Below are 22417 nucleotides of genomic sequence, written 5' to 3' on the forward strand. Positions count from 1 at the left end.
GCCGTCTCCAAAGGTTGCAATCAGGCGATAGACTGCATGTAGCGCATGCCGGTGACCGGGCGCGGCGCGAAATCCATGCTTTCGTAGAAACGATGCGCGGCGACATTGCCGGTCGTGGCGCTGACGGAAAGATAGTCGCAACCGAGGCGCTTGGCGATATCGCGGGCGCGGGAAACCAGGTGCTGGCCGGTGCCATGGCCGCGGTGACCGTCACGCACGAAAAGATGGTGCAGCTCAAGCCCGCGGCGGCCTTCCTGCGCCCTGTAGAGCGGCAGCATCAGGGCGTAACCGATCAATGCGCCGTCGGCTTCCGCCACCAGCCCATGCACCCAGGGAAGCGGGCCGAACAGGTCGCGTTCCAGTTTCGCCGGCGTAATCGCCGCCGCATCGCCATGAAAGGTGGCAAGCAGGGTGATCATCTCATTGAGCTCAGGCAAATCGGTCTTGCGTGCGCCACGAATGATGACGACGGGCGGTCTTTCCAGTGTAAGGGAACTATCTTCGGTCATTTTTCTGGTCCTTCGGTTTTATCGGTGCCGTCAGGACGCTTGAAAAACAACAAAGCCGCCTGACGGCGGCTTGTTGACAAAATGATCTGTCGAGCCGCCCTTTACAGGTAGGCCCAAAAGTACGAGCAGGAGATGGGTGCGCGTTCGTTGATCATGTCCATGCAATGCGCTCGAATCTGAAATCTGTCAAGCCTGCTGTTTAGCCTCAATGCTCCCCTTCGCACATGCCATGGTCGGAAAGTGCGCGGATGACATAACAATCCTCGATCGAATGACCATGGCAATGGGAGACGATACGTTCCAGCTCATGCTCGAGCTTTTTGAGGCTGGTGATTTTTTCGCGCACATGGGCGAGGTGTTCGGCGGCAATGCGATCCGCACCCTCGCACGGCATTTGCCGGTGCTGGCTGAGCGCGATCAATTCTCTGATGGCGTCTATATTGAGCCCGATATCGCGGGCATGGCGGATGAAAGCCAGCCTTTCGAGATCGGATTTTTCGTAACGGCGCTGGTTGCCTTCCGAGCGGTCTGCCTCGCGGATGAGGCCCATCTGCTCATAATAGCGGATCGTCGGAACCTTCACGCCGGTACGTTTGGACAATTCACCGATGGACAGCATTGCCTTCTCCATATCCTCAAGAGCAGCCGGGACAAGAACGAACCGGATGCTCTAGTCTCTAGAGATATAGCTTTTCAGCCTGCCGTTCAATGGGTGTCAGGCGGCGGCATCCACGCCGAGTGCCTGCGCCAGGGCTTTGAGAACTTCTGTCTCGATGCTGGAGGCGGCGTCAGGCTGCGCTGATGCGGCGATATCTACCGCCGGTTCGGTTCTGGCCTGTGCGCCGCTGTCCAGGTTCCAAAGTGCTGCGGCAAGTCCGGCGGAAACGCTGGCGGCGGCAGGTGCGGCGGAAACGGCAACGCTCTCGGCGCTGGAAATCGCGCGGTGTGCCGCCCGTGTCAGTTCCAGCAGGGCCTCGGTGGTTGCATTTGTTTCCCTAGTCTTTGTCGGCTCAAGGGTCCGGACCGGAGTTGCGTAATAGCTGCTGGTTGTTGCTGCGATAGTCGTCATGACTGAGTCCCCTAAGTTTCATGGGGTATTTTTAGGGGTCGAAACATTCGCGAAGATTGCGTCGCGCAGGGCTTGAACCAAAAAACATCGCAATATAGTATACCCCCCTATAGTATATGAGGTACTCATGTCCCATACGATCCGCAACAAGGAGAAGCTTCTCGTTCGCATCCGTCGCCTCAAGGGGCAGATGGAGGCGGTGGAGCGTGCCCTGGACGATTCCAAGCCCTGCGGCGAGGTGCTGCAATTGCTGGCCTCGGTGCGCGGTGCGCTTTCCGGCCTGACGGGGGAGGTGATGCAGGAACATCTGCATGAGCACGTCGTGCACGCCGAAAATGAAGACGAGCGGGCGCGTGCGGCGGAAGAGCTGGCCCAGGTGCTGAAGACCTACATCCGCTAACCTCTCTCCCAAAAGTGTCCGCGGCTTTGGGAAAAGACATGCGTGAAACAGAATATTCCAGGATCGAACAGGATTAGCGACATGACGACGACATCCGAATTTTCCGCAGCGTCCGGCCACGACCATGTTTTCCTAGGCCGGAACCATGAGCGCAATGAAAAGCGCGTGTGGATGGTGATTGCGCTGACCACAGTCATGATGGTGGCGGAGATCGTCGCCGGCCACTGGTTCGGTTCCATGGCGCTGACGGCGGATGGCTGGCACATGTCCACCCATGCGGGCGCAATGCTCATCTCGGCGCTGGCCTATCTCTATGCCCGGCGTGAGGCGCGCAATCCGCGCTTCACCTTCGGCACCGGCAAGTTCGGTGATCTCGCCGGTTTTGCCAGCGCCATCGTTCTGGCGGTGGTGGCGCTGCTCATCGCCGTCGAAAGTGCGATGCGGCTTTTCAATCCTGTTCAGATCGACTTCAATCAGGCGATCCTCGTCGCCGTCATCGGTCTTGCCGTCAATCTCGTCAGCGCCGTGCTGTTGAAGGATGACCACGATCACGATCACGGCCATGGCCATGGCCATGGTTCGCATGCCCATCACGGCCATGGCAGCCACGCCCATCACGATCACGGCTCGCACGCGCATCACGGCGAGCACGGTGCGAAGGGCGGCAGGGACAATAATCTGCGCGCAGCCTATCTGCATGTACTCGCCGATGCGCTGACTTCCGTTCTCGCCATTGTCGCGCTGCTGCTCGGCAAGTGGAACGGCTGGTCCTTCCTCGATCCGTTGATGGGTATTGTCGGCGGTGTGGTGATTGCCCGCTGGTCATGGGGACTCATTCGCTCCACGGCAACGACGCTGGTGGATGCGGTTCCGCTGACGGAGGACTTGCCGCAGGAAATCCGTGAAAGCGTGGAAACGGAAGAAGATCGCATCACCGACCTGCACGTCTGGCAGGTGGGGCCGGGGCATCACGCCGCCATTGTCGCCATCCACTCGCAGGTGCCGAAGGCACCGGCTTTCTACAAGCAGAAGCTTGCAGCCATACATGAACTCTCACATGTAACGGTGGAGGTCAGCCCGGCAAGGGCCTGATCGGAATCACCTATTCGTATTCGGAATAGGCGCTGCGCACCCATTCGGCCTGCGCTTCTGCCTTGTCTTCGGCGGAGGTCGCAGCCTGCGTGTGGGCCGGCGCGCTGCCATTGCCGACGGCCCACAGCACGTTTGCCAGCGAACGGGAAAGAACGGTGCTGGAAACGGTAGGGTTGCCGGGGCCGCGTTTAACGGCCTGTTCCTCGGGCGCGCTCTGCGCGCTGCCGGGTTTTTCGATGTCGCGGACACGAGCCTGATAATTGTATCCGCCAATATTGCTTTCGATCTGCATGCCAGTGATTCCGCGTTCAAAAGTTAACAAATCGTTAACGGCGGCGGCTTGCCCGAAGCTTGCGCTTGCTGCATTGCAATGTCGTTCCCGGCTTGACACGTGGCAAAGGGGTGCTTCGTTTTTGCATGGTTGGATGGGAAGGCGGGCATTGCCGGCCTTGCCCACACTTCGCGTCGTGCTCGCCATGGCGACCCTGTTGTGCCGCTCAAACTCTGGCGCCAAACACCCCAACTCCCGTCATGCCGGCTCTAGGCCGGTATGACGAAAGAGTTTGGACGCGGCCAGGCAACTCCGATGTCTTTTGCGCAGCGGGGCTGGGGCTTTTTCGGTCCTCTGAAAGAAAGGCAAATCCTGTTGGTGCCGGATTACGCGGTTTCCTTCTCCACAGGCGCCGCCGGTTCCGGGATTTTTTCCGCTTCCTCCACGACTGCCAACCTGAGATCTGCCTCCTGAGGTGCCGGCGTGACCATCGCCGCCACCAGCGTGTCGAGGCCGATGGCGCCGACTGGCTTGCCGTCTTCATCCACCACATGGGCGCTGGTTTCGTTCGCCTCCGACATATCGCGGGCGATGGTTTCCAGAGTCGCGTTTTCCGGCACCGACATGCCCTCGGGTTTCGCCGTCAGCGGTTCCATCACGGTGGTCGCCTGAAGCACGCGGCTGCGGTTGACGTCGCGCACGAAGTCGGTGACGTAACCATCCGCAGGAGAAAGGATGATGCTCTGGCCGTCGCCCTGCTGCACCACTTCGCCGTCTTTCAGGATGGCAATGTGGTCGCCGAGCCGCAAAGCCTCATCCAGATCGTGAGTGATGAACACCACGGTCTTTTTCAGCTCCTGCTGAAGGTCGAGCAGCATCGTCTGCATATCGACACGGATCAGCGGATCGAGAGCCGAATACGCCTCGTCCATCAGGAGAATATCGGCATCGTTGGCAAGCGCGCGGGCAAGGCCGACGCGCTGCTGCATGCCGCCGGAAAGCTGGTTCGGATAATAATCCTCATAGCCGGCAAGACCGACACGCTCCAGCCAGTAACGGCCTTTCTCTTCGCTGTCCTTTCGTGGCATGCCCTGAATATCGAGGCCGTAGACGCTGTTTTCCAGCACGGTGCGATGCGGCAGGAGGCCGAATTTTTGGAACACCATCGCCGTTTTGTGACGGCGGAATTTCCGCAGCGCCGAAGTGCTCATGCCGCAAATGTCCTCGCCGTCGTAGAGAACCTCACCTGCGGTCGGGTCGATCAGCCGGTTGATGTGGCGGATCAGCGTCGACTTGCCGGAACCGGAAAGCCCCATGACCACGGTGATCTTGCCGCCCGGCATGGTGATGTTGATGTTGTTGAGACCGAGCACATGGTTGTGTTTGTCGTTCAGCTCGACCTTGTCCATGCCTGATCGCACCGCTTCGAGGTACTTCTCGGGATGCTTGCCGAAGATCTTGTAAAGATTCCTGATTTCGATGCTTTTAGCCATGGGAGACCTCGCGGTATTTCTGCAGGCGCTTGCCGAAAGCCTGGCTTGCCCGGTCGAACATGATGGCGATGGCGACCAGAGCGAAACCGTTCAGGAAGCCCACCGTGAAAAACTGGTTGTTGATGGCCTGCAGCACATTCTTGCCGAGCCCGCCGACACCGACCATGGAGGCGACGACAACCATGGCGAGCGCCATCATGATGGTCTGGTTGATGCCGGTCATGATGGTGGGCAACGCCAGCGGCAGCTGCACATTGAACAGCTTCTGGCCGTTGGAGGAGCCGAAGGCATCGGCGGCTTCCAGCACTTCCCGGTCTACCAGGCGGATGCCGAGGCTGGTCAGGCGGATGACGGGTGGAATGGCGTAGATCACCACTGCGATCAGGCCCGGTACCTTGCCGATGCCGAAAATCACCACCACGGGGATGAGATAAACGAAGCTTGGCAGGGTCTGCATCACGTCGAGCACGGGATTGATGATACGCTGCAACCGTTCGGAGCGTCCCATCAAAATGCCGAGCGGCAGGCCGATGACGATGGCGATCAGCGTGGCGATGGCGACGATGGAAAGCGTCGTCATGGCGTCGCGCCAGAGGCCGACTGCGCCGATCATGAGCAGGGAGATGGCCGTGCCACCGGTGATCTTGAAGCTGCGCCCGGCCAGATGCACGATCGCCAGAATGACCAGCATGGTGACGATCCACGGGGTCTGGATGAACAGCCGCTCCGAGGAGTTGAGAAAGAGCTGCAGCGGATGCACGATCACATCGATCGCATCGCCGTAATTGCGCACGATATCGCGAAAACCGTCATCGATGGTCTTGCGTGCCACACGCATCGTGCCGTTATCGATGGCCGGAAACTTGCACAGCATATCCGGCAGATAGTTACAGAGGGCCATTATTGTTGTTTTCCCTTTGGGTTTTGGGGGATGGGTGGTCGAGGCTGGAGCGCGGGGCACCCCTCCGTCCTGCCGGACATCTCCCCACAAGGGGGGAGATCGATCCGAGGCAAAGTCTCGCCCATCAAACAGGTTGCGGATTTGTGAGAAGGGTGAGCCCAGCCGATCTCCCTCCTTGGGGGGAGATGCCTTGCAGGGCAGAGGGGGTAAGCCACGGATGACAACCGAAGCTTCCCACTCTCATCAACCAATCACATCGAAGCCTTGATCTTCTCCGCCACCTCCGGCGAAACCCACTTCGTCCAGATATCCTCGTTGTTCTCGAGGAAATATTCCGCGCCGTCTTCGTTGGTGCCCTGGTTTTCATCCATCCAGGCCAGAACCTTGGCGACGGTCTCGTTGTCCCACTGCCGCTTGCGGATATAGTCGATGGAAGGACCGGCCTTCTCGGCGAAGTCCTTGGTGACAACAGTGAATACCTCTGCAACCGGATAGGCGTTTGGCTTGGGATCGGCGCAATCAGGCTTGGCGATGCAATTGTCGTAGGCCTCGCGGTCGAGTGCCACGCCATCGTCCAGTTTCACCATGTCGTACTTGCCAAGAATGGCCGTCGGGGACCAGTAATAGCCGAGCCAGCCCTGCTTTTTCTCATAGGCATTGGAGATCGAGCCATCGAGGCCTGCTGCGGAGCCGGTATCGATCAGGGCGAAGCCCTTCTCGTCGGCCTTGCGTGCCTTGAACAGGTTGGCGGTCGTTGGCTGGCAGCCCCAGCCCGGCGGGCAGCCAAACACGGCACCCTTGCTGGCGTCTTCCGGCGCCGGGAAAAGCTCGGGATGCTTGAGTGCGTCTTCAACTGTCTTGATATCGGGGTGTTCGTTGGCGAGATATTTGGGAATCCACCAGCCTTCAACGCCACCTTCACTCAGGATTTTGCTTTCCTGGATCAGGTTGCCCTTCTTGACGGCGTCCTCATAGGGGGCGCCAAGGGTATTCACCCACATTTCGGGCGCCATATCCGGCTGGCCCTTTTCATTCATGGAGGTGAATGTGGGAGTGGTGTCGCCGCTGATGACGTTGACCGTGCAATCATAGCCGTTTTCCATGATGAACTTGTCGACGTAAGCCGCAACACCGGCGGATGCCCAGTTCATTTCGGCGATGGTGACGCTGCCGCATGTTTCTGCGGCGTTGGCGGAATTTGCTGCACCGGCAGCGATGGTAAAGCCCGTTACGAGAATGGTCGAGGCCAGGAGTTTCTTCATGGGAGACCTCCAAGTCTGATGCAGTGTTTTCAGTTGGCAAAGCGGGAGCACTGCAAAGCCCGGATTGCCAAGGGCGAACTGACATGGCGCATGAAAAAGCCGAAAAAATCCGGCGATAAGATTATCCGCAAGACGTGCTGCAGGATTGCCGCGAGAAAGGCGGCGAAAAGGCGCATGAATATGTCAACGGCCCGGATAATACGGCCGAAAAGTGATATTGCAATGCGAAATGGCGCAACGCAGCCATGCGTTCGATTTCCGGAACATTTTTTCAAGTGACGTAATACATGGGAATTATTTGCGTTGGCGGAAGATATATTATGAGTTGCAGCAACTGAAAATAAAAATTCAATGTCGATAAAGATGTTATTTAAATAAAAGATGAGTATGATAATTTGTGGAAAAAATATTCAATAACGAGATTTTTGCAGGTATTTTCGTCCAAAATAAGATCGGGCGACGATTGGATCGCCGCCCGTTTCTGCATGCAGCGTGTCAGACGGCGTCCTTGCCCGCGACCTTCAGTGCGAAGGCATATTCGAAGGCAATTTCTTCCAGCCGCTGGAAACGGCCCGACTTGCCTCCATGGCCAGCCGCCATGTTGGTCTTGAGCAGGATCGGGGCTTCCCCCGTCGTCTTTTCGCGCAGTTTCGCCACCCATTTGGTCGGTTCCCAATAGGTCACGCGCGGGTCGGTGAGGCCGGAAAGCGCAAGCAGCGGCGGATAGGGCTTTTCCCCGACATTGTCATAGGGGCTGTAGGCGGCGATCCACTGATATTCCTCTTCCGATTCCAGCGGATTGCCCCATTCCGGCCATTCCGGCGGGGTTAGCGGCAGCGTGTCATCAAGCATGGTCGTCAGCACGTCCACGAAGGGAACCGCAGCGATGATGCCGGCAAATTTTTCCGGGGCCATGTTGGCGACGGCGCCCATCAGCATTCCCCCTGCCGAACCGCCTTCCGCGATGATGCGGTCGTAGGAGGTAAAGCCTTCCTTGACCAGATGATCGGCAGCCGCGATGAAATCCTTAAACGTGTTCTGTTTGTCTTTCATCTTGCCGGTTTCATACCACTCGAAACCCTTGTCCTTGCCGCCGCGAATGTGGGCGATGGCATAGATGAAGCCACGGTCTGCCAAAGACAGCGTTGTGGTGGAGAAGGAAGCGGGGATGGTGATGCCATAGGCGCCGTAGCCATAAAGCAGGCAGGGGGCCGAACCGTCGAGCGCTACATCCTTGCGGTAAAGCAGCGAGACCGGCACCAACTCGCCGTCATGGGCAGGCGCCATGATGCGGCGGGTAATGTAATCGTCGGGATTATGGCCGGAAGGCACTTCCTGCGTTTTCAGCAGCGTGCGGTCGCGCGTCACCATATTGTAGTCGAACAACTGGCTTGGCGTCGTCATCGAGGAGTAGGAGAAGCGGATGACATCGGTGTCGTATTCTGCAGCGCCATGCAGGCCAAGCGAATAGGCTTCCTCGGCAAAGGCGATGGAATGTTCCTCGCCCGTGCGGCGATCGCGGATAACGATGCGCGGCAGGCCGTCGCGGCGCTCCAGCCAGATCAGATGGCGGGCATAGGCATCGACGGAGAGAATGAGGCGACCCGGCTCGTGCGGCACGACCTCCTTCCAGTTTTCCTTGCCCGGCGCGGTCACCGGCGCTTCCATGATGCGGAAATCCTTGGCATCGCCGTCATTGGTGAGGATGTAGAAGACATCGCCGCCTTCGCACATCGAATATTCGATACCTTCCTCGCGCTCCGCAACCACGACAGGCTCGGCCATCAGGTCCTTGGTGGAAAGAATGCGGTATTCGCTGGTCTCATGGTCGTGAATGTCGATGAAGATGAAGTCGTCGAGCACGGACGCGCCAACGCCCATGAAGAAGCCGGGGTCCCTTTCCTCATAGACCAGCCGGTCGGCCGACTGCGGCTCGCCGATGATGTGGTGGAAGACCTTCGAGGGGCGGTGGTTTTCGTCCTGTAGCGTATAGAAGAAGCTCTTGCCGTCAGGCGCCCATGCCCCGCCGCCGCCGGTATTTTCCACGACATCGGCAAGGTCTTCACCGGTTTCGAGATTACGGATGCGCAGCGTGAAATATTCCGAACCCTTGTCGTCATAACCCCAGATGCCGTGACTGTGATCGGAAGACTGGTCGAGGCCGGCAAGACGGAAATAATCCTTGCCTTCAGCTTCCCTGTCGCCATCGAGCAGCACGTGCTTTTCGCCGCCATCACGCGGGGTGCGGAAATAATGCGGCTGCTCGCCGCCGGTCACGAACAGCGTGCCATAGGCATAAGGTCCATCATTGACCGGAACAGAGGAATCATCCTGCTTGATACGGCCTTTCATCTCCTCGAACAGCTTTTCCTGAAGCGCCTTGGTGTCGCCCATTGCGGCTTCCATATAGGCGTTCTCGGCCTCCAGATGGGCGCGGATGGCGGGGTCGAGCAGGGTAGGGTCCTTGAACATGGCCTGCCAGTTATCGGCCCGGAACCATGCGTAGTCATCGGTGCGGGTGATGCCGTGATGCGTATCCTGGACAGGCCGTTTTTCGGCGGTCGGGGCGGCGGGCAGGTTCTTGAAAATCGGCAAGGGAAACTCGCTTTCGTATGAAAAATGCGTGGGCGGCACCCAAGATGTAGAGTGCCCCTCACCACCGATCAAGTTTCAGATCTCCACAGGTGAAATGAGGCTTGGGCACAATTTCGTCAGTTTTCGATCACATTTTGGCAATATCCGGCAAATCAGCGATGATACGCGCCTGCCACCGGCCTGCCGTGCATCGATAAGAACAAACGAAAACTGACAGGATCCCATGCGAAAGTTTCTTCCCGCTGCTCTTTCTGCGTTTTTCCTTGCCTTGCAGGCATCTACACCCGCTTTCGCAATAGACGCCAACGTCATGCGGCAGCTGAACGTGCTCGCCCCCGAGGAGCGTCTGGAGCAGCGTTGCGACATAGAGGCGATGGAGCGGATCGCGACGGAGCAGAAGGGCATGAAGCCGGATAAGGTCATTGCCTATACCTTCGGTGATCCCGAGGTTGGCAAGAATTCGATCAAGGCGTCGGGTGCAGTCTTCAGAAGCGCCGGTGAATGGTACAAGCTCAAATACAAGTGCCAGCTGAAAAGCGACAGCCTCTCCATCCAGTCCTTCGATTACCGTGTCGGCGACAAGATTCCCGAAGAGCAGTGGAAGAAGTTGTATCTTTATGACTGATCGGGGAATTCTTCGTCCGCGGTCGCCGGTTTAACCCCCGCTTTTCTTGCCGCCCTGCCAATGGGTCTGTAACGCTGTCCTTCGATCGAATTGAGGGGCGAGAACATGGCGAAGCAATTCAAGGGACTTTCGGCTTTTCCGATCACGCCCGCTGACGAGGCCGGGCAGGTGGATAGCCAAGCCTTTTCCGCCCTCGTCGAGCGGCTGGATGCGGCGGAGGTCGATTCCATCGGCATTCTCGGCAGCACCGGAACCTATATGTATCTGTCGCGTGCCGAGAGGCGGCGCGCGGTCGAGGCAGCCCATGCCGTCCTCAAGGGCAGGCGCACGCTGATGGCAGGCGTCGGCGCATTGCGTACCGATGAGGCCGTGGCGCTGGCGAAGGATGCCGAAGCTGCCGGTGCCGATGCGCTGCTTCTGGCGCCCGTTTCCTATACGCCGCTGACTCAGGAAGAGGCCTATCACCATTTCGCCGCCGTCGCCGGCGCAACCGATTTGCCGCTCGCCATCTACAACAACCCGACGACGACGCGATTCTCCTTCAGCGATGAGCTTCTGGTCAGGCTCGCCTATATCCCGAATATCCGTGCCATAAAGATGCCGCTGCCGGCCGATTCCGACTATGCGGGAGAGCTTGCGCGGCTGCGGCCGAAACTGACGGATGATTTCGCCATCGGTTACAGCGGCGACTGGGGATGTGCGGAAGCAACGCTTGCCGGCGGCGATGCCTGGTACAGCGTCGTTGCGGGCCTGCTGCCGGTTCCGGCATTGCGGTTGATGCGCGCCGCTCAGGCCGGGGATGCGGAGGAGACGCGCAGGCTCGATCTGGCCTTCCAGCCGCTCTGGGCGCTCTTCAAGGAATTCGGCAGTATCCGCGTGATCTACGCCGCCGCCAATGCTTTGTCGGTAACGGCATGCGAGCCGCCCCGGCCAATCCTGTCGCTCACCAGCGCAGAGCGCCAGCGGGTGGAAGAGGTGCTGAACGCTCTGTCCACGCTGGAAGCCGCGCCATAATTCGGGCGTTTTGCAGGCGGATTGCCACATCTTACCCTTCGGAAACTGAAAAATGCTGCGTAGCCTGCCCTTTGCCGCTCTCTTCCTGTCGCTCTCCACTGCCGCCTTCGCGGGGACGGGTCTCGTCGAGCCGACGCTGAAAATGACGCCGAGGCATGACGGCAGGGTGCGGGTGGCGATGACTCTGGACGCCTGCATGGGCAAGACCGACCATCGCATTCTCGATACGCTGGTGCAGGAAAAGATACCGGCGACGATCTTCGTCACTGCCCGCTGGCTGAAGCACAACAGCGAAGCGCTTGCCGTAATGATGGCGCATCCGGATCTGTTCGAGATCGAAAACCACGGCGAAAACCATGTGCCAGCGGTGGATAAGCCCGTTGCCATCTACGGCATTGCCGCTGCCGGTTCGGAAGCGGCAGTCGAGCAGGAGGTCGAGGGCGGCAGGCAGGCAATTGTCGCCATGACCGGTCTTCAACCGCAATGGTTTCGCGGTGCGACGGCGAAATATACCACCTCGTCCATGGCCACCATCAACAGGCTCGGCATGCGGGTGGCGGGTTATTCCGTCAATGGCGATGGCGGCTCGCTTCTGGGCGCGGCCGCCACGGCAAAGCACATCGCTTCGGCCAGGGACGGCGACGTCATCATCTCCCACATCAATCAGCCTACCCACGAAGCGGGTGAGGGCGTGGTGAGGGGACTTCTGGCGCTGAAGGCGCGCGGCGTGGTGTTCACAAGGCTGGACGATCCGTCGTTTACGCCGCCGGGTAATTGAGCGGGGCGACTCTCTCCTCATTCCTGTAACAAGCACGGGAACGAGGGAAATGAGCATCCCACATCCAAGCCCGTTTTTCGGCGGCATACCGCTCAAATTTACGCTAGCATCCTCCCATGCTGTTCAAACGCCCCGACACCGAAACCCTATATTCCGCCCTTGTGAACAAGGACCCCGCCTATGAGGGCGTGGCCTATGTGTGCGTGACCTCGACGAAGATTTTCTGTCGCTTTACCTGTACGGCGCGAAAGCCGAAGATCGAAAACTGCCGGTTTCGCGAAACCATCGCCGAATGTCTGGAAGCTGGCTTCCGCCCCTGCAAGCGCTGCAAGCCGATGCTTTCCTATGGCACGGCGGATGAAACCGTCACCACCCTTCTGACGGCGCTGGAAAGCGAACCGGCGCGGCGCTGGCGTGAGGAGGATGTGGTGGCGATGGGCCATGACCCTTCCACCGTGCGCCGCACCTTCAAACGCCGTTTCGGCATGAGTTTTCTGGAAATCGCAAGGCTGCGGCGGCTGGGAGATGCGGCGACAAGCCTTGCATCAGGAGAAGCCGTGATCGGCGCGCAGATCGATGCCGGATATGAATCCGGCAGCGGTTTCCGCTCGGCCATCAACCAGTTCTTCGGCACCTCTCCCGCCGCCATGAAGGGCAAGGGGTTCCTGAAGGGCGACTGGATCGACACGCCGATCGGCCCGATGCTGGTCGTTGCCGATGATCACGCCCTGCATCTTCTAGAATTTGCCGACCGTCCAGCGCTTCCGGCCGAATTGAAGCGGCTGAAGGCCCGCACCGGCGCGGATATGGTGCTGGGCAGGACGCCGGTCACCGGCCAGATCGCAGCAGAACTCGCGGCCTATTTCGCCGGGCACTCGGCTGACTTCGAAACCCGGCTTGCCGGACACGGCACACCCTTCGAGCGCGATGTCTGGCACGCATTGCGGGAGATACCGGCGGGAGAGATCGTCAGCTATTCTTCGCTTGCGACGTCGATGCAACGGCCATCCGCCGTGCGTGCCGTCGCCCGCGCCAATGGCGCTAACCAGATTGCCATCGTCGTTCCCTGCCACCGGGTGCTGGGCGCAGATGGCAGCCTGACCGGGTATGGCGGTGGTCTGTGGCGGAAGAAATGGTTGATCGAGCACGAGCGGCGCATGGCCGATAAGCTCCGCATTCCTCTCGCCTCCTGACCGGCCTTCAGGCCGGCAGGTTTGGAACGATGCGGCGTGAAGGAAACAGCTCGCGCGTTACTGTCATGGCGATCAGCGACAGCGGCAGTGCCAGCATGGCGCCCGCAGCACCCCACATCCACGTCCAGAAGATGATCATCACGAAGACGAGGAAGGGGTTGATCTCCATGTTGCGGCCCACCACTGCCGGAAAGGCCAGGTTTTCCATCAACAGGTGAATGGTGAAGAAGATCGCGGATGGCAGCAATGCCAGCACCATGTTGTCATGCGTGATGATGCCTGCCACCGCCAGCGACACCGTCATGGCGGTGATGCCGAGAAACGGCACGAAGCTGGAGAGGAAGGCGAAGAGCCCCCACAGAAGCGGCATGGCCAGCCCGCCGAAATAGGCGATCGCCACCATCGTCACGCCCAGCGCCGCATAGATCAGCGCTGCCGTGGCAAAATAGGTGCCGAGCACTTCTTCCACCGAAGCGATGATCCGAATGGCCCTCAGCCGCTGGTGCCGGGCCGGAAAGGCCATGATGATCGCCTTGCGCAGCCGCAGGCGGCTGTAGAGGAACATCAGAAGCGCGGCGAGGAAGATCATGCCCTGAACGACTGCGGGGGTGACGTTGGAACCGAGCAGGGAAATTATCTCGCCGCTGCGCGAAATCAGCGACTCCATTGAAATCGACCCCATGCTGAAGGTCGCTGCCGAAATGTTCAGCCATCGGATGCTTTGAAGATAGGGCAGGAAGCGGTCCATACTGCGTTCGATCAGCGCTGGTCCTTCGGAGGCGAGCTGCGACAACGGGTCGATCAGCGAATTGATCACGAAAAACATCACGGCCGCGACAAGGCCGGAGAGAATGACCGCCACACCGGCACCGGGAATGCCATAGGAACTGAGCTTTTCCGCCGCGATGCCGAGGATCATGCCCACGACAATCGCCAGCACCACCGGTATGAGGATCAGAGACAATTCATGAATGACCGCCATCATGACGACGAGAAAAATGCCGATAACCGACCATGCAACGGCCACATCGAGCGCTTCTCGGCCAAGCGGTTGCTGGCTGCGCGCGTCGTCACGGTGCGACCCAGACGCCAGACCCTCGAAAGGGTCGGCCTTCGTCGACGGAGCGTTTGCGGCGCGCCGCCCGATTTTGCCCAAGATGCCGGTTTTTTCCGGCCTGGCATTCTCATTCATCGAACTGTCCCCCAATAAGACATCAAACGTTCGAAAAATGAGGCGGTTCCGGAGCGGCAAAAATTTCTGCCGCCCCGTGGTCTTTACGCGGAAAGCTTCAGGCCTATGCCCCACGGATCTTTGAGAACAATACCGTCGCTCTGCCGTTCCGTAGCTATTTCCAGCCGGTCGAGAGCGGCCATTGCAGTAGCGAGCGCCGCACTGTCGTTGAACTTCAGCGAGTAGCCCGAAAGGCCGGTCATGTTGTCCTTGCGGGCCGTGGCGCCGCGGCTGTTCCAGATATTGGCGGCCACATGGTGATGATAAGCGCCCGAGCCGAAGAAGCTGGCACCCGGATAACGCGCCATGATCTTCAACCCCAGTACATCCTGATAAAACTCATCTGCCTGCGGAATATTGCCGACCTGCAGATGCATGTGGCCGATGGCCGTTCCATCGGCAGCGGCCTCGAACGCCGTTTTCGGCGCACTGTCATACAGCGCCTGTAGGTCGAGGCGGAGCGTGGCCATCTCCACCGTGCCGTCCTGCTGGTAGGTCCATTCCGACGGCGACCGGTCGCGATAGACCTCGATGCCGTTGCCTTCGGGGTCGGCCAGATAGATCGCTTCACTCACCAGATGGTCGGATGCGCCCTGAAGCTGGATATTGTTGTGCGCGGCATGGGCTAGCCAATGGGCCAGATCCTCGCGGCGCGGCATCAGGAAGGCGGTGTGGAACAAGCCTGCGGCATTGCGCGGCGCGCGTTCAACCGTGCCGGAGGTGGAAAGTGTCAGCAGCGGCTGGCCGTTGACACCAAGAACCTCGCCGCTCGGGCTTTTCTCGATGACGGAGAGGCCGATGATTTTCTGGTAGAATTCCGAAATGCGCGGCAGATCGTGAACGACAAGATGAGCCTGACCGACATAAGCCGGCCGCGTCAGGGCGAATTGTTTGATTTCACTCATCATAATCTCCATATTGAATCCGGCGTGCTGACGACGCGGATTTGCGCATCTGCATCAGCCGACGCCGCTTTGCGGCGTTCATTTGTGGTGAATATGGGCGGGTTTTGTCGTTCAGCAAAGATCGCCATCTGGCGATTGACCGTCCACTATTCGTTGACAATGCCCCTGTTGCTGCTCCGACGCGGCTTTGACTTCAATCAAGGCGAAGGGCGCATCGGCAGGGAAATATGAGCCCGACACGTGAACGGCAGATTACGCCAAAGGAGATAGCCATGTACAAGAAAATCATCGTACCGGTAGACCTCAGCGCCATCGACAAGGGAGAGAAGATTCTCGCCAAGGCCAGGGCGCTGCTGGATGCCGATGGCGAGATCGTCCTCATCAATGTGGTTGAGGAACTGCCCGGCTATATGGCGATCGACCTGCCGGTAGACCTCATCGAAAATGCCATCAAGGATGCCAAGACGAAACTTGCGGATATTCAGGCGAAGGCCGGCTTCAAGGGCAAGCACGAAATCAGAAGCGGCGCGCCGGCGCGTGAAATCATTGCCGCTGCCGAAGAGCACAAGGCCGATCTCATCATCATCGCATCGCATATGCCTGATTTTACCAATTATTTCATCGGCGCCACCGCCGACCGCGTGGTGCGCCATGCCAAGTGCTCGGTGCTGATTGACAGGTAAAGTGAGTTGAAATCTTGGGGTAGCGGGCGATTTTCGCCCGCACCGGCTGGAGGAGAAGACCATGAATGTCGAAAGTTACGAGAAAATCCTGCGCGACCGCCAGCGCGAGCTTTACAGCCGCCTGCACAAAATCGAGGCGGATTTCGAAGAACCGCGCAACCCCGATGATGACGACCGCGCCGCTGAACGCAGCAATGACGAGGTGCTGGATGAAATAGGGCAGGTGGGCCAGGACGAGTTGCGCGCCATCGACGCCGCACTCGACCGCATCGCGAACGGTACCTACGGCACCTGCGTCAAATGCGGCAAGAAAATTTCGGAAGACCGCCTGAAAGCCGTGCCCTATACGCCGTTCTGCCAGGAATGCGCTGCGGCCTTGTGAGGGCGCTCCTTTTTCCCTCCTCATTCCTGTGACAAGCGCAGGAATGAGGGAAACGGCGAGGCCACCGCTCAACCTCTCCTTTCGCAACAGCCCGGAACGCAATTTGATCGCCGTTAACCGGCTGCTGTCTTGTTCCTGTCTAATATTGCCGTCATGCTTGGCCACAAGCAGGCAAACGGGAATGGACTATGAGTAACGTGTGGCGGTTTGGTCGCCAGTATGATTTTCACGAGATTGTCGCCGATGGTATCGTCCACGGCGTGGGTATCGTTTTTGCGCTGGTGGGCGCCACGGCGCTGATTTTTTACGCGACCGTCTGGGGCAGCCTCAGCGCCATCGCGGCCGCCTGGATTTACGGACTCGGCCTTGTCGCCTGCCTTTCCGTGTCCTTCACCTATAATATCTGGCCGCATTCCAACGTAAAATGGTTCCTGCGCCGGCTGGACCACTCGGCGATCTTCATACTGATCGCCGCCACCTACACGCCGTTCTTGATGCGCGGTATCCACGAGCCGCTGATTGCCACCATGCTGGGGCTGATCTGGCTTGCCGCCATCTGCGGCATCTTGCTCAAATGCCTGTTTCCCGGCCGTTACGACCGGGTCGCCATAGGCCTTTATCTCGCCATGGGCTGGAGCGGCATCATGGTTGTGCAGCCGCTCTCAACGCATCTGGCCCCCGTCACGCTCTGGCTGATTGTCGCTGGCGGTGTCATCTATTCGCTCGGCGTGGTCTTCCATGTCTGGGAAAAGCTGCGATTCCAGAACGCCATCTGGCACGGTTTCGTCGTTGCCGCCGCCGTTGTCCACTATTTTGCCGTGGTCACTTCCTTCAGCCTCGTTCCCATGTCTTCCTGAGCTAGAGAGCACTGGACAGCCATCCGCGTCATCGCCTAATGCTCGGCTGAAGGTCGTGCCCCGGAACGTTGGGCGCGCGATGCAGACAAGAATGAGGGCGAACGATAATGAGTTTGGAACTGCGCGATGCCACCGTGGACGATCTTTCCGGCATCATGGAGATTTACAACGACGCGGTCCTGAACACGACGGCGATCTGGAACGAAGTGCTGGTCGATCTGGAAAACCGCAAGGAATGGTTTTCCGCCCGCAAGTCACGCGGCTTTCCTGTGATCGTCGCGATTCTTGACGGCAAGGTTGCCGGCTATGCTTCCTATGGCGACTGGCGCGCCTTCGACGGCTATCGCCACACCCGCGAACATTCGGTTTATGTCCACAAGGACGCGCGCGGCCACGGCATCGGCAAGCGGCTGATGCAGGCGCTCATCGACCACGCCTCCGGCAACGATGTGCATGTGCTGATCGCCGCGATCGAATCGGAAAACGCCGCCTCCATCCGCCTGCACGAAAGCCTCGGTTTCACCGTTGCCGGCCGGTTTTCGGAAGTGGGCACCAAGTTTGGCCGCTGGCTGGACCTGACCTGCATGGAGCTTAAACTGAACTAGTATGCGGCCGGGATTTCTCTCAGGCAGGGCGCCGGGCGAAGGCCAGCATGACACCGAAAGCCATCATCATCGAGCCGCTGATCCGGTTGACGCGCTTCAGGGCGCGCGCATTGCGCATAAGACCGGACAGTCGCGAACCGACAAAGGCATAAACGGTGATCGCCATCACCTCGAGCAGCAGGAAAATTGTGCCGAGCGTGGCGAAGCTCTGCCAATAGGCGTCCTGCTGGATGAACTGCGGGAAAAAGGCCGTGAAGATCAGGATGGCCTTCGGATTGCCGGAGGCGACAAAAAACTCCTGCCGCAGATAGGTCTTGAGAATATTTCCGTTGCCCGAGGAGATATCGTGAGCGGCGACATCCGCCCTTGAGCGGATGAGCTTGAAGCCGATCCACATCAGGTAGAGAACGCCGATCCATTTGATCAGCGAAAACATCATTTCGGAAGCCATCAAAAGTGCGCCGAGGCCCAAAGCGGCGATCGCGATCATGCCCGCAAACGCAACCAGCCGGCCGCTCGCGGCCATCACTGCCGTTGCCATGCCGTATCGCGCACCAACCGTCATCGACAGGAGATTGTTGGGCCCGAACGCCATGTTCAGGGCAAAGCAGGCGGGAATGAATATGAGGATGGTTTCGAGCGCCATGACGGTGATCCGGAAGGAGTGAGATCGCGATAATCTCACTCTCCGGTCCGGCTGTCGAGACGGTCATTTTGTTCGCAAAAACGGCCGGCAGGCAACCGGCCGTTAGATGTCTCTCATCAGATCGGTTCGAACACCATCGAATGGCCGTTGATGCAATAACGCAGGCCGGTGGGCGGTGGGCCGTCCGGGAAGACGTGGCCGAGGTGGCCGCCGCAATTGGCGCAGCGGATTTCGGTGCGCACCATGCCAAGCGTCGCATCGCGATGTTCCGTCACCGCACCCGGTTTCACCGGTTCGAAATAGCTCGGCCAGCCGCAACCTGCATCGAATTTGGTATCGGACAGGAACAGCGGTTCGTCGCAGGCGGCGCAGCGATAGAGGCCTTTCTGGAACGTGTCCCAGTAGGGACCGGTAAATGGGCGCTCGGTGCCGTGTTCACGCAGGATGCGATATTGCTCCGGCGTCAGCTGCTCGCGCCAGTCGGCATCGCTCTTGTTCACTTTCGGGGATGTCAGATCGCTCATGGAATGATCCTTTCTGTTCCTGCCAGAAATAGGCATCGGCGCTGCAGATTGAAAGAGGGCAGCTGTCATAACGAGTACGTTATGGGCAGGTATGAGAGTCGATTTGGGTTGAGATGGCGGTGTCTATGCCTTAACTGAAAAATACGATTTGAAAAGAACGCCATTCATGGGCGTACAGGGGTAGGGGAAGCCCTGGGAGATGTGAATGACATCAGATGTCACGCAGCTGACATTCCTGTCGCTGTTTTTGCCGTTTCTGGCAGCGCTTGCCGCACCGATGCTGGTGAAAAGATTAGGTCACAATGCCGTCTGGATATTGGCGATCGCGCCCGCGCTGGCTTTTGTACACTTCGCACTGATGCTGCCGCAGGTGGCGGCTGGCGGCGTGGTCACGGGCGGTTACGTCTGGGTTCCAAGTTTCAACCTCAGCTTTTCGTGGTTCATTGACGGCCTGTCGCTGACCTTTGCACTTCTGATCACCGGTATTGGTCTGCTGATCGTGCTTTATGCCGGCGGTTACATGAAGGGGCATCCGCAGCAGGGCCGCTTCCTGTCTTTCCTGCTTCTGTTCATGGGCGCGATGCTGGGCGTCGTGGTTTCGGACAGCCTGTTGATGCTGTTCGTTTACTGGGAACTGACCTCGATAACCTCGTTCCTGCTGATCGGATTCGACCATGCGCGCCCGGCCGCACGCCGTGCCGCCTTACAGGCGCTGGTGGTAACGGGCGGCGGCGGTCTGCTGCTGCTCGCCGGGTTGATCTTCATCTGGGACATGAGCGGCATGACGCAATTGTCCATGCTGGTGCGTGGCGGCGATATATTGCGCGACAGCCCGTTCTATCTGGCTGCGCTGCTGCTGGTTCTCGGCGGCGCGTTCACCAAATCGGCGCAGTTCCCGTTCCATTTCTGGCTTCCCAACGCGATGGAGGCACCGACACCGGTTTCGGCCTATCTGCACTCGGCAACCATGGTGAAGGCCGGCGTCTATCTTCTGATGCGCCTCAACCCCGTTCTCGGCGATACCGCTGCCTGGCAGATCCTGCTGCCGTTCTTCGGCGGGTTGACCATGCTGACCGGCGCACTGCTGGCCGTGCGCCAGACCGACCTGAAGCTTATGCTGGCCTATACCACCATGTCCTCGCTCGGTCTGCTGGTGATGCTGACCGGCTTCGGCTCGGACCACGCGATCGAGGCGGCTGTGCTTTATCTGGTGGCGCATTCGCTTTTCAAGGGCGCACTGTTCATGGTTGCCGGCATCATCGACCACGAGACCGGAACCCGCGATGTGACGAAGCTCGGCGGCTTGCGAAAAGCCATGCCGATCACCTTTGCGGCAGCACTTGCCGCAGCCATCTCCATGGCCGGCCTGCCGCCCTTTTTCGGCTTTCTCGCCAAGGAGGAGATTTATTATGCGCTGGCGCATGGCAATCCGCGTGCCGTGCTGTTCACCGGCATCGCCATTCTCGGCAATGCGCTGATGTTTGCCGTCGCTTTTGCCGTGGCGCTGAAACCTTTCCTCGGCAAGCCCGTGAAAACCCCGAAACACGCTCATGAGGGACCACTGCTGCTGTGGCTCGGCCCGGCGCTGCTGGCGATAAAGGGGCTGACCATCGCTCTCTTCGCTGGCCTTTCGCATTTTTACATTTCGACGCCGATGGCAAGCGCGATCGCGGGTGAGGCGCGCCCGGTGGAAATCTCGCTCATTCCCCATATCGGCGTGCCGCTCGGCCTGTCGCTGCTGACGATCGCGCTCGGCATCGTCCTCTACATGCAACTTTCCGCCGTTCGCGGCCTGATGGTGCGCACCTTCAAGGCGCTGGGTGCAGGGCCGGACAGGGGCTTCGATGTTTTCATCGAAACGCTGGTCAAAATCTCGTTCCACGTTGTCAGGCTTATCCAGCCCGGCAGGCTGGAATTTTACGTCACCGCCACTTTCGCCGTCATCGCCGTCGTGCTGCTTGCGCCGCTGTTTCTCTATGGCGAAATGCCGTCCATGCCGGCGTGGCCGCACGACATGAAAATCCATGAGCTGACCTTCATTGCCATTGCGGTTGCGGGCCTTGTCGCGGTGCTCACGGCGTCCAGCCGGCTTACGGCCATCATCGCGCTCGGCATTCAGGGGTTTGCGGTGGCGGTCATCTTCCTGCTGTTCGGCGCGCCCGATCTGTCGTTTACGCAATTCATGGTCGAAACCCTCTCCGTGGTCATTCTGACGCTGGTCATGACAAGGCTTCGTCTGTCGCCGTCAGACCACCGCGGCCCTGGCCAGAAGCTTCTGGACAGCACCATCGCCATTGCCTGCGGAACCGGCTTTGCCCTGTTCCTGATGCGGGCGACGGAAGCGTCGTTCGATAATCGCCTCACCGATTTCTACAACACCTATTCCAAGGTCATCGCCCACGGGGCGAATGTGGTGAATGTCATCATCGTCGATTTCCGCGGCACGGATACGCTGGGCGAGATTGCGGTGGTGATGATAACAGGCCTGGCCATTCTCGCGCTCATCCGCATCCGCCCGGCTGCTGCCATCAAGGGACCAGCAAAAATAGCGAAGAAGAAGGGAGCGCGGGCTTGAACACGCTTATCCTGCGCACCGTCGCCCCCGTAGTCACCAGCCTCATGGTGTTGTTTTCCATCTTTGTATTGCTGCGCGGCCATAACGAGCCGGGCGGCGGTTTCATCGGCGGGTTGATCGCGGTCTCGGCGCTGGCGATCTACGGCATCGCTTATGGTGTGGCCGCAGTCCGGCGCGCCATCGTGTACCATCCGCTGTCCATTGCCGGCGCGGGGCTGCTGTTGGCGATGTTGTCTGGTCTCGTCTCGATTGCAGCCGGCGTGCCCTTCATGACCGGGCTGTGGGTCTATCCGAGCCTGCTCGGTGTGGAAGTGCCACTCTCCACCGTCATGTCCTTCGATATCGGCGTTTATCTCGTCGTGGTCGGTGCCATCACCTCCATTGCGCTGGCTCTGGAAGAAAGGGATAGCGACTGATGGAAGCTGTTTTCTCCATTCTCGTCGGCATCTTCTTTTCGGTGGCGATCTATCTCATGCTCTCGCGTCACAGCATCCGCATGCTGCTCGGCATCGCCATTCTCGGCAACGCAGTCAACCTCCTGCTGTTCACGGCGGGAAGGCTGACGCGCGAAGTGCCGCCGATCATTCCGCCCGGCATGGACGCCCTGCCGGCGGGCGCCGCCAATCCGCTGCCGCAGGCGCTTATCCTCACGGCAATCGTCATTTCCTTTTCCTTCTTCTGTTTCCTGCTGGTGCTGACCTGGCGCGCGTTCCAGGAATTGCAGACCGACGACACCGACGAAATGCGCACCGCAGAACCGGCAGGCGAGCCTTTGCCGCCGCTCGGTTATTGAGCGGGCGGGGCACA

Annotated in this window: 26 protein-coding genes; 14 read left to right on the plus strand and 12 right to left on the minus strand. The window is 59.3% G+C overall.

Annotated features, from left to right (window positions below):
• Positions 1–20: 20 nt before the first annotated feature.
• From RBH71_RS16805 to RBH71_RS16815, 3 genes are all read right to left on the minus strand, one after another.
• The gene (locus RBH71_RS16805) at positions 21–509 is read right to left on the minus strand and encodes a GNAT family N-acetyltransferase (RefSeq protein ID WP_003511975.1); all 489 of its coding nucleotides are present in this window, start codon (positions 507–509) and stop codon (positions 21–23) included.
• Between the two features lie 205 nt (positions 510–714).
• Positions 715–1128, minus strand: coding sequence for a MerR family transcriptional regulator (locus RBH71_RS16810; RefSeq protein ID WP_003511977.1), 414 nt, complete (start codon positions 1126–1128; stop codon positions 715–717).
• A 96-nt stretch (positions 1129–1224) separates the two neighbouring features.
• Positions 1225–1578, minus strand: coding sequence for a hypothetical protein (locus RBH71_RS16815; protein WP_003511979.1), 354 nt, complete (start codon positions 1576–1578; stop codon positions 1225–1227).
• 127 nt (positions 1579–1705) lie between these two features.
• Here RBH71_RS16815 and dmeR point away from each other — a divergent pair, with 127 nt between their 5' ends.
• Together dmeR and dmeF are read left to right on the plus strand one after the other, a co-directional pair.
• Complete coding sequence (gene dmeR, locus RBH71_RS16820) at positions 1706–1978, plus strand: Ni(II)/Co(II)-sensing transcriptional repressor DmeR (protein WP_003511982.1); 273 nt, start codon at positions 1706–1708, stop codon at positions 1976–1978.
• A gap of 81 nt (positions 1979–2059) precedes the next feature.
• Complete coding sequence (dmeF, locus tag RBH71_RS16825; RefSeq protein ID WP_003511985.1) at positions 2060–3070, plus strand: CDF family Co(II)/Ni(II) efflux transporter DmeF; 1011 nt, start codon at positions 2060–2062, stop codon at positions 3068–3070.
• A 10-nt stretch (positions 3071–3080) separates the two neighbouring features.
• On the opposite strand, the gene RBH71_RS16830 is transcribed toward dmeF, so the two are convergent.
• The 5 genes from RBH71_RS16830 to RBH71_RS16850 all read right to left on the minus strand — a co-directional run bounded on the left by RBH71_RS16830 (position 3081) and on the right by RBH71_RS16850 (position 9592).
• A complete protein-coding gene (locus tag RBH71_RS16830; protein WP_003511987.1) occupies positions 3081–3362 on the minus strand; it encodes a hypothetical protein in 282 nt (93 codons plus the stop codon).
• A 365-nt stretch (positions 3363–3727) separates the two neighbouring features.
• On the minus strand, positions 3728–4834 hold the full coding sequence (locus RBH71_RS16835; protein WP_003511989.1) for a quaternary amine ABC transporter ATP-binding protein: 1107 nt from the start codon (positions 4832–4834) through the stop codon (positions 3728–3730).
• Positions 4827–5735: an ABC transporter permease gene (locus RBH71_RS16840; protein ID WP_003511991.1), complete on the minus strand. Its 909-nt coding sequence runs from the start codon at positions 5733–5735 to the stop codon at positions 4827–4829. The genes RBH71_RS16835 and RBH71_RS16840 overlap by 8 nt, the downstream gene beginning before the upstream one ends.
• Positions 5736–5986: 251 nt before the next feature.
• Positions 5987–6997 (minus strand): ABC transporter substrate-binding protein, encoded by a 1011-nt coding sequence (locus tag RBH71_RS16845; protein ID WP_003511993.1) that lies wholly within the window; start codon positions 6995–6997, stop codon positions 5987–5989.
• Between the two features lie 495 nt (positions 6998–7492).
• Positions 7493–9592 (minus strand): S9 family peptidase, encoded by a 2100-nt coding sequence (locus tag RBH71_RS16850; RefSeq protein WP_003511995.1) that lies wholly within the window; start codon positions 9590–9592, stop codon positions 7493–7495.
• A 223-nt stretch (positions 9593–9815) separates the two neighbouring features.
• Here RBH71_RS16850 and RBH71_RS16855 point away from each other — a divergent pair, with 223 nt between their 5' ends.
• The 4 genes from RBH71_RS16855 (at position 9816) to RBH71_RS16870 (ending at position 13202) form a co-directional block, all read left to right on the plus strand.
• Positions 9816–10217 carry a DUF930 domain-containing protein gene (locus RBH71_RS16855; RefSeq protein WP_003511997.1) on the plus strand — a complete coding sequence of 134 codons (402 nt, stop codon included), beginning with the start codon at positions 9816–9818 and terminating at the stop codon, positions 10215–10217.
• Between the two features lie 105 nt (positions 10218–10322).
• Positions 10323–11231, plus strand: a complete 909-nt coding sequence (locus tag RBH71_RS16860; protein WP_003511998.1) for a dihydrodipicolinate synthase family protein — start codon at positions 10323–10325, stop codon at positions 11229–11231.
• Positions 11232–11283: 52 nt separating this feature from the next.
• Positions 11284–12009: a polysaccharide deacetylase family protein gene (locus RBH71_RS16865; protein WP_019564112.1), complete on the plus strand. Its 726-nt coding sequence runs from the start codon at positions 11284–11286 to the stop codon at positions 12007–12009.
• A 116-nt stretch (positions 12010–12125) separates the two neighbouring features.
• Positions 12126–13202 (plus strand): bifunctional transcriptional activator/DNA repair enzyme AdaA, encoded by a 1077-nt coding sequence (locus RBH71_RS16870; RefSeq protein ID WP_003512000.1) that lies wholly within the window; start codon positions 12126–12128, stop codon positions 13200–13202.
• A 7-nt stretch (positions 13203–13209) separates the two neighbouring features.
• Here RBH71_RS16870 and RBH71_RS16875 read toward each other — a convergent pair whose 3' ends face one another.
• Together RBH71_RS16875 and RBH71_RS16880 are read right to left on the minus strand one after the other, a co-directional pair.
• Positions 13210–14394 (minus strand): AI-2E family transporter, encoded by a 1185-nt coding sequence (locus RBH71_RS16875; protein ID WP_323687423.1) that lies wholly within the window; start codon positions 14392–14394, stop codon positions 13210–13212.
• An 83-nt stretch (positions 14395–14477) separates the two neighbouring features.
• Positions 14478–15338, minus strand: a complete 861-nt coding sequence (locus RBH71_RS16880; protein WP_003512002.1) for a VOC family protein — start codon at positions 15336–15338, stop codon at positions 14478–14480.
• Between RBH71_RS16880 and RBH71_RS16885 the strand changes: the two genes are divergently transcribed.
• The 5 genes from RBH71_RS16885 to RBH71_RS16905 all read left to right on the plus strand — a co-directional run bounded on the left by RBH71_RS16885 (position 15321) and on the right by RBH71_RS16905 (position 17865).
• A complete protein-coding gene (locus RBH71_RS16885) occupies positions 15321–15569 on the plus strand; it encodes a hypothetical protein (protein WP_141566650.1) in 249 nt (82 codons plus the stop codon). The two genes, RBH71_RS16880 and RBH71_RS16885, sit on opposite strands and share 18 nt — an antisense overlap.
• Positions 15570–15610: 41 nt before the next feature.
• Complete coding sequence (locus tag RBH71_RS16890; RefSeq protein WP_003512003.1) at positions 15611–16021, plus strand: universal stress protein; 411 nt, start codon at positions 15611–15613, stop codon at positions 16019–16021.
• A 61-nt stretch (positions 16022–16082) separates the two neighbouring features.
• Positions 16083–16403, plus strand: a complete 321-nt coding sequence (locus RBH71_RS16895; RefSeq protein WP_003512004.1) for a TraR/DksA family transcriptional regulator — start codon at positions 16083–16085, stop codon at positions 16401–16403.
• A gap of 188 nt (positions 16404–16591) precedes the next feature.
• Positions 16592–17260 (plus strand): PAQR family membrane homeostasis protein TrhA, encoded by a 669-nt coding sequence (gene trhA / locus RBH71_RS16900; protein ID WP_003512005.1) that lies wholly within the window; start codon positions 16592–16594, stop codon positions 17258–17260.
• A 107-nt stretch (positions 17261–17367) separates the two neighbouring features.
• The gene (locus RBH71_RS16905; protein ID WP_003512007.1) at positions 17368–17865 is read left to right on the plus strand and encodes a GNAT family N-acetyltransferase; all 498 of its coding nucleotides are present in this window, start codon (positions 17368–17370) and stop codon (positions 17863–17865) included.
• Between the two features lie 19 nt (positions 17866–17884).
• Here the strand turns inward: RBH71_RS16905 and RBH71_RS16910 are convergent, their stop codons facing one another.
• Together RBH71_RS16910 and msrB are read right to left on the minus strand one after the other, a co-directional pair.
• Positions 17885–18511 carry a LysE family translocator gene (locus RBH71_RS16910; protein ID WP_003512008.1) on the minus strand — a complete coding sequence of 209 codons (627 nt, stop codon included), beginning with the start codon at positions 18509–18511 and terminating at the stop codon, positions 17885–17887.
• A gap of 116 nt (positions 18512–18627) precedes the next feature.
• On the minus strand, positions 18628–19035 hold the full coding sequence (gene msrB, locus RBH71_RS16915; protein ID WP_003512009.1) for a peptide-methionine (R)-S-oxide reductase MsrB: 408 nt from the start codon (positions 19033–19035) through the stop codon (positions 18628–18630).
• A gap of 205 nt (positions 19036–19240) precedes the next feature.
• Here msrB and RBH71_RS16920 point away from each other — a divergent pair, with 205 nt between their 5' ends.
• From RBH71_RS16920 to RBH71_RS16930, 3 genes are read left to right on the plus strand one after another with little or no spacing between them, the layout of a single operon-like run.
• Positions 19241–21610, plus strand: coding sequence for a putative monovalent cation/H+ antiporter subunit A (locus RBH71_RS16920; RefSeq protein ID WP_003512011.1), 2370 nt, complete (start codon positions 19241–19243; stop codon positions 21608–21610).
• Positions 21607–22026 carry a Na(+)/H(+) antiporter subunit B gene (locus RBH71_RS16925; protein WP_003512013.1) on the plus strand — a complete coding sequence of 140 codons (420 nt, stop codon included), beginning with the start codon at positions 21607–21609 and terminating at the stop codon, positions 22024–22026. The genes RBH71_RS16920 and RBH71_RS16925 overlap by 4 nt, the downstream gene beginning before the upstream one ends.
• The gene (locus RBH71_RS16930) at positions 22026–22403 is read left to right on the plus strand and encodes a Na+/H+ antiporter subunit C (RefSeq protein ID WP_003512021.1); all 378 of its coding nucleotides are present in this window, start codon (positions 22026–22028) and stop codon (positions 22401–22403) included. The genes RBH71_RS16925 and RBH71_RS16930 overlap by 1 nt, the downstream gene beginning before the upstream one ends.
• The last annotated feature ends 14 nt before the right edge of the window (positions 22404–22417 follow it).

It is taken from the genome of Rhizobium sp. AN68, assembly GCF_030758035.1.
GTDB classification, from domain to species: Bacteria; Pseudomonadota; Alphaproteobacteria; order Rhizobiales; family Rhizobiaceae; genus Agrobacterium; species Agrobacterium tumefaciens.

Bases quoted from the DNA above. Each gene is read 5' to 3' on its own strand.
- dmeR (WP_003511982.1), top strand. From the start codon at position 1,706: ATGTCCCATACGATCCGCAACAAGGAGAAGCTTCTCGTTCGCATCCGT.
- RBH71_RS16865 (WP_019564112.1), top strand. From the start codon at position 11,284: ATGCTGCGTAGCCTGCCCTTTGCCGCTCTCTTCCTGTCGCTCTCCACT.
- RBH71_RS16870 (WP_003512000.1), top strand. From the start codon at position 12,126: ATGCTGTTCAAACGCCCCGACACCGAAACCCTATATTCCGCCCTTGTG.
- trhA (WP_003512005.1), top strand. From the start codon at position 16,592: ATGAGTAACGTGTGGCGGTTTGGTCGCCAGTATGATTTTCACGAGATT.
- msrB (WP_003512009.1), bottom strand. From the start codon at position 19,035: ATGAGCGATCTGACATCCCCGAAAGTGAACAAGAGCGATGCCGACTGG.
- RBH71_RS16880 (WP_003512002.1), bottom strand. From the start codon at position 15,338: ATGAGTGAAATCAAACAATTCGCCCTGACGCGGCCGGCTTATGTCGGT.
- RBH71_RS16855 (WP_003511997.1), top strand. From the start codon at position 9,816: ATGCGAAAGTTTCTTCCCGCTGCTCTTTCTGCGTTTTTCCTTGCCTTG.
- RBH71_RS16875 (WP_323687423.1), bottom strand. From the start codon at position 14,394: ATGAATGAGAATGCCAGGCCGGAAAAAACCGGCATCTTGGGCAAAATC.
- RBH71_RS16930 (WP_003512021.1), top strand. From the start codon at position 22,026: ATGGAAGCTGTTTTCTCCATTCTCGTCGGCATCTTCTTTTCGGTGGCG.
- RBH71_RS16845 (WP_003511993.1), bottom strand. From the start codon at position 6,997: ATGAAGAAACTCCTGGCCTCGACCATTCTCGTAACGGGCTTTACCATC.
- RBH71_RS16805 (WP_003511975.1), bottom strand. From the start codon at position 509: ATGACCGAAGATAGTTCCCTTACACTGGAAAGACCGCCCGTCGTCATC.
- RBH71_RS16835 (WP_003511989.1), bottom strand. From the start codon at position 4,834: ATGGCTAAAAGCATCGAAATCAGGAATCTTTACAAGATCTTCGGCAAG.
- RBH71_RS16910 (WP_003512008.1), bottom strand. From the start codon at position 18,511: ATGGCGCTCGAAACCATCCTCATATTCATTCCCGCCTGCTTTGCCCTG.
- RBH71_RS16920 (WP_003512011.1), top strand. From the start codon at position 19,241: ATGACATCAGATGTCACGCAGCTGACATTCCTGTCGCTGTTTTTGCCG.
- RBH71_RS16830 (WP_003511987.1), bottom strand. From the start codon at position 3,362: ATGCAGATCGAAAGCAATATTGGCGGATACAATTATCAGGCTCGTGTC.
- RBH71_RS16895 (WP_003512004.1), top strand. From the start codon at position 16,083: ATGAATGTCGAAAGTTACGAGAAAATCCTGCGCGACCGCCAGCGCGAG.
- RBH71_RS16840 (WP_003511991.1), bottom strand. From the start codon at position 5,735: ATGGCCCTCTGTAACTATCTGCCGGATATGCTGTGCAAGTTTCCGGCC.
- RBH71_RS16860 (WP_003511998.1), top strand. From the start codon at position 10,323: ATGGCGAAGCAATTCAAGGGACTTTCGGCTTTTCCGATCACGCCCGCT.
- RBH71_RS16815 (WP_003511979.1), bottom strand. From the start codon at position 1,578: ATGACGACTATCGCAGCAACAACCAGCAGCTATTACGCAACTCCGGTC.
- RBH71_RS16905 (WP_003512007.1), top strand. From the start codon at position 17,368: ATGAGTTTGGAACTGCGCGATGCCACCGTGGACGATCTTTCCGGCATC.
- dmeF (WP_003511985.1), top strand. From the start codon at position 2,060: ATGACGACGACATCCGAATTTTCCGCAGCGTCCGGCCACGACCATGTT.
- RBH71_RS16890 (WP_003512003.1), top strand. From the start codon at position 15,611: ATGTACAAGAAAATCATCGTACCGGTAGACCTCAGCGCCATCGACAAG.
- RBH71_RS16810 (WP_003511977.1), bottom strand. From the start codon at position 1,128: ATGCTGTCCATCGGTGAATTGTCCAAACGTACCGGCGTGAAGGTTCCG.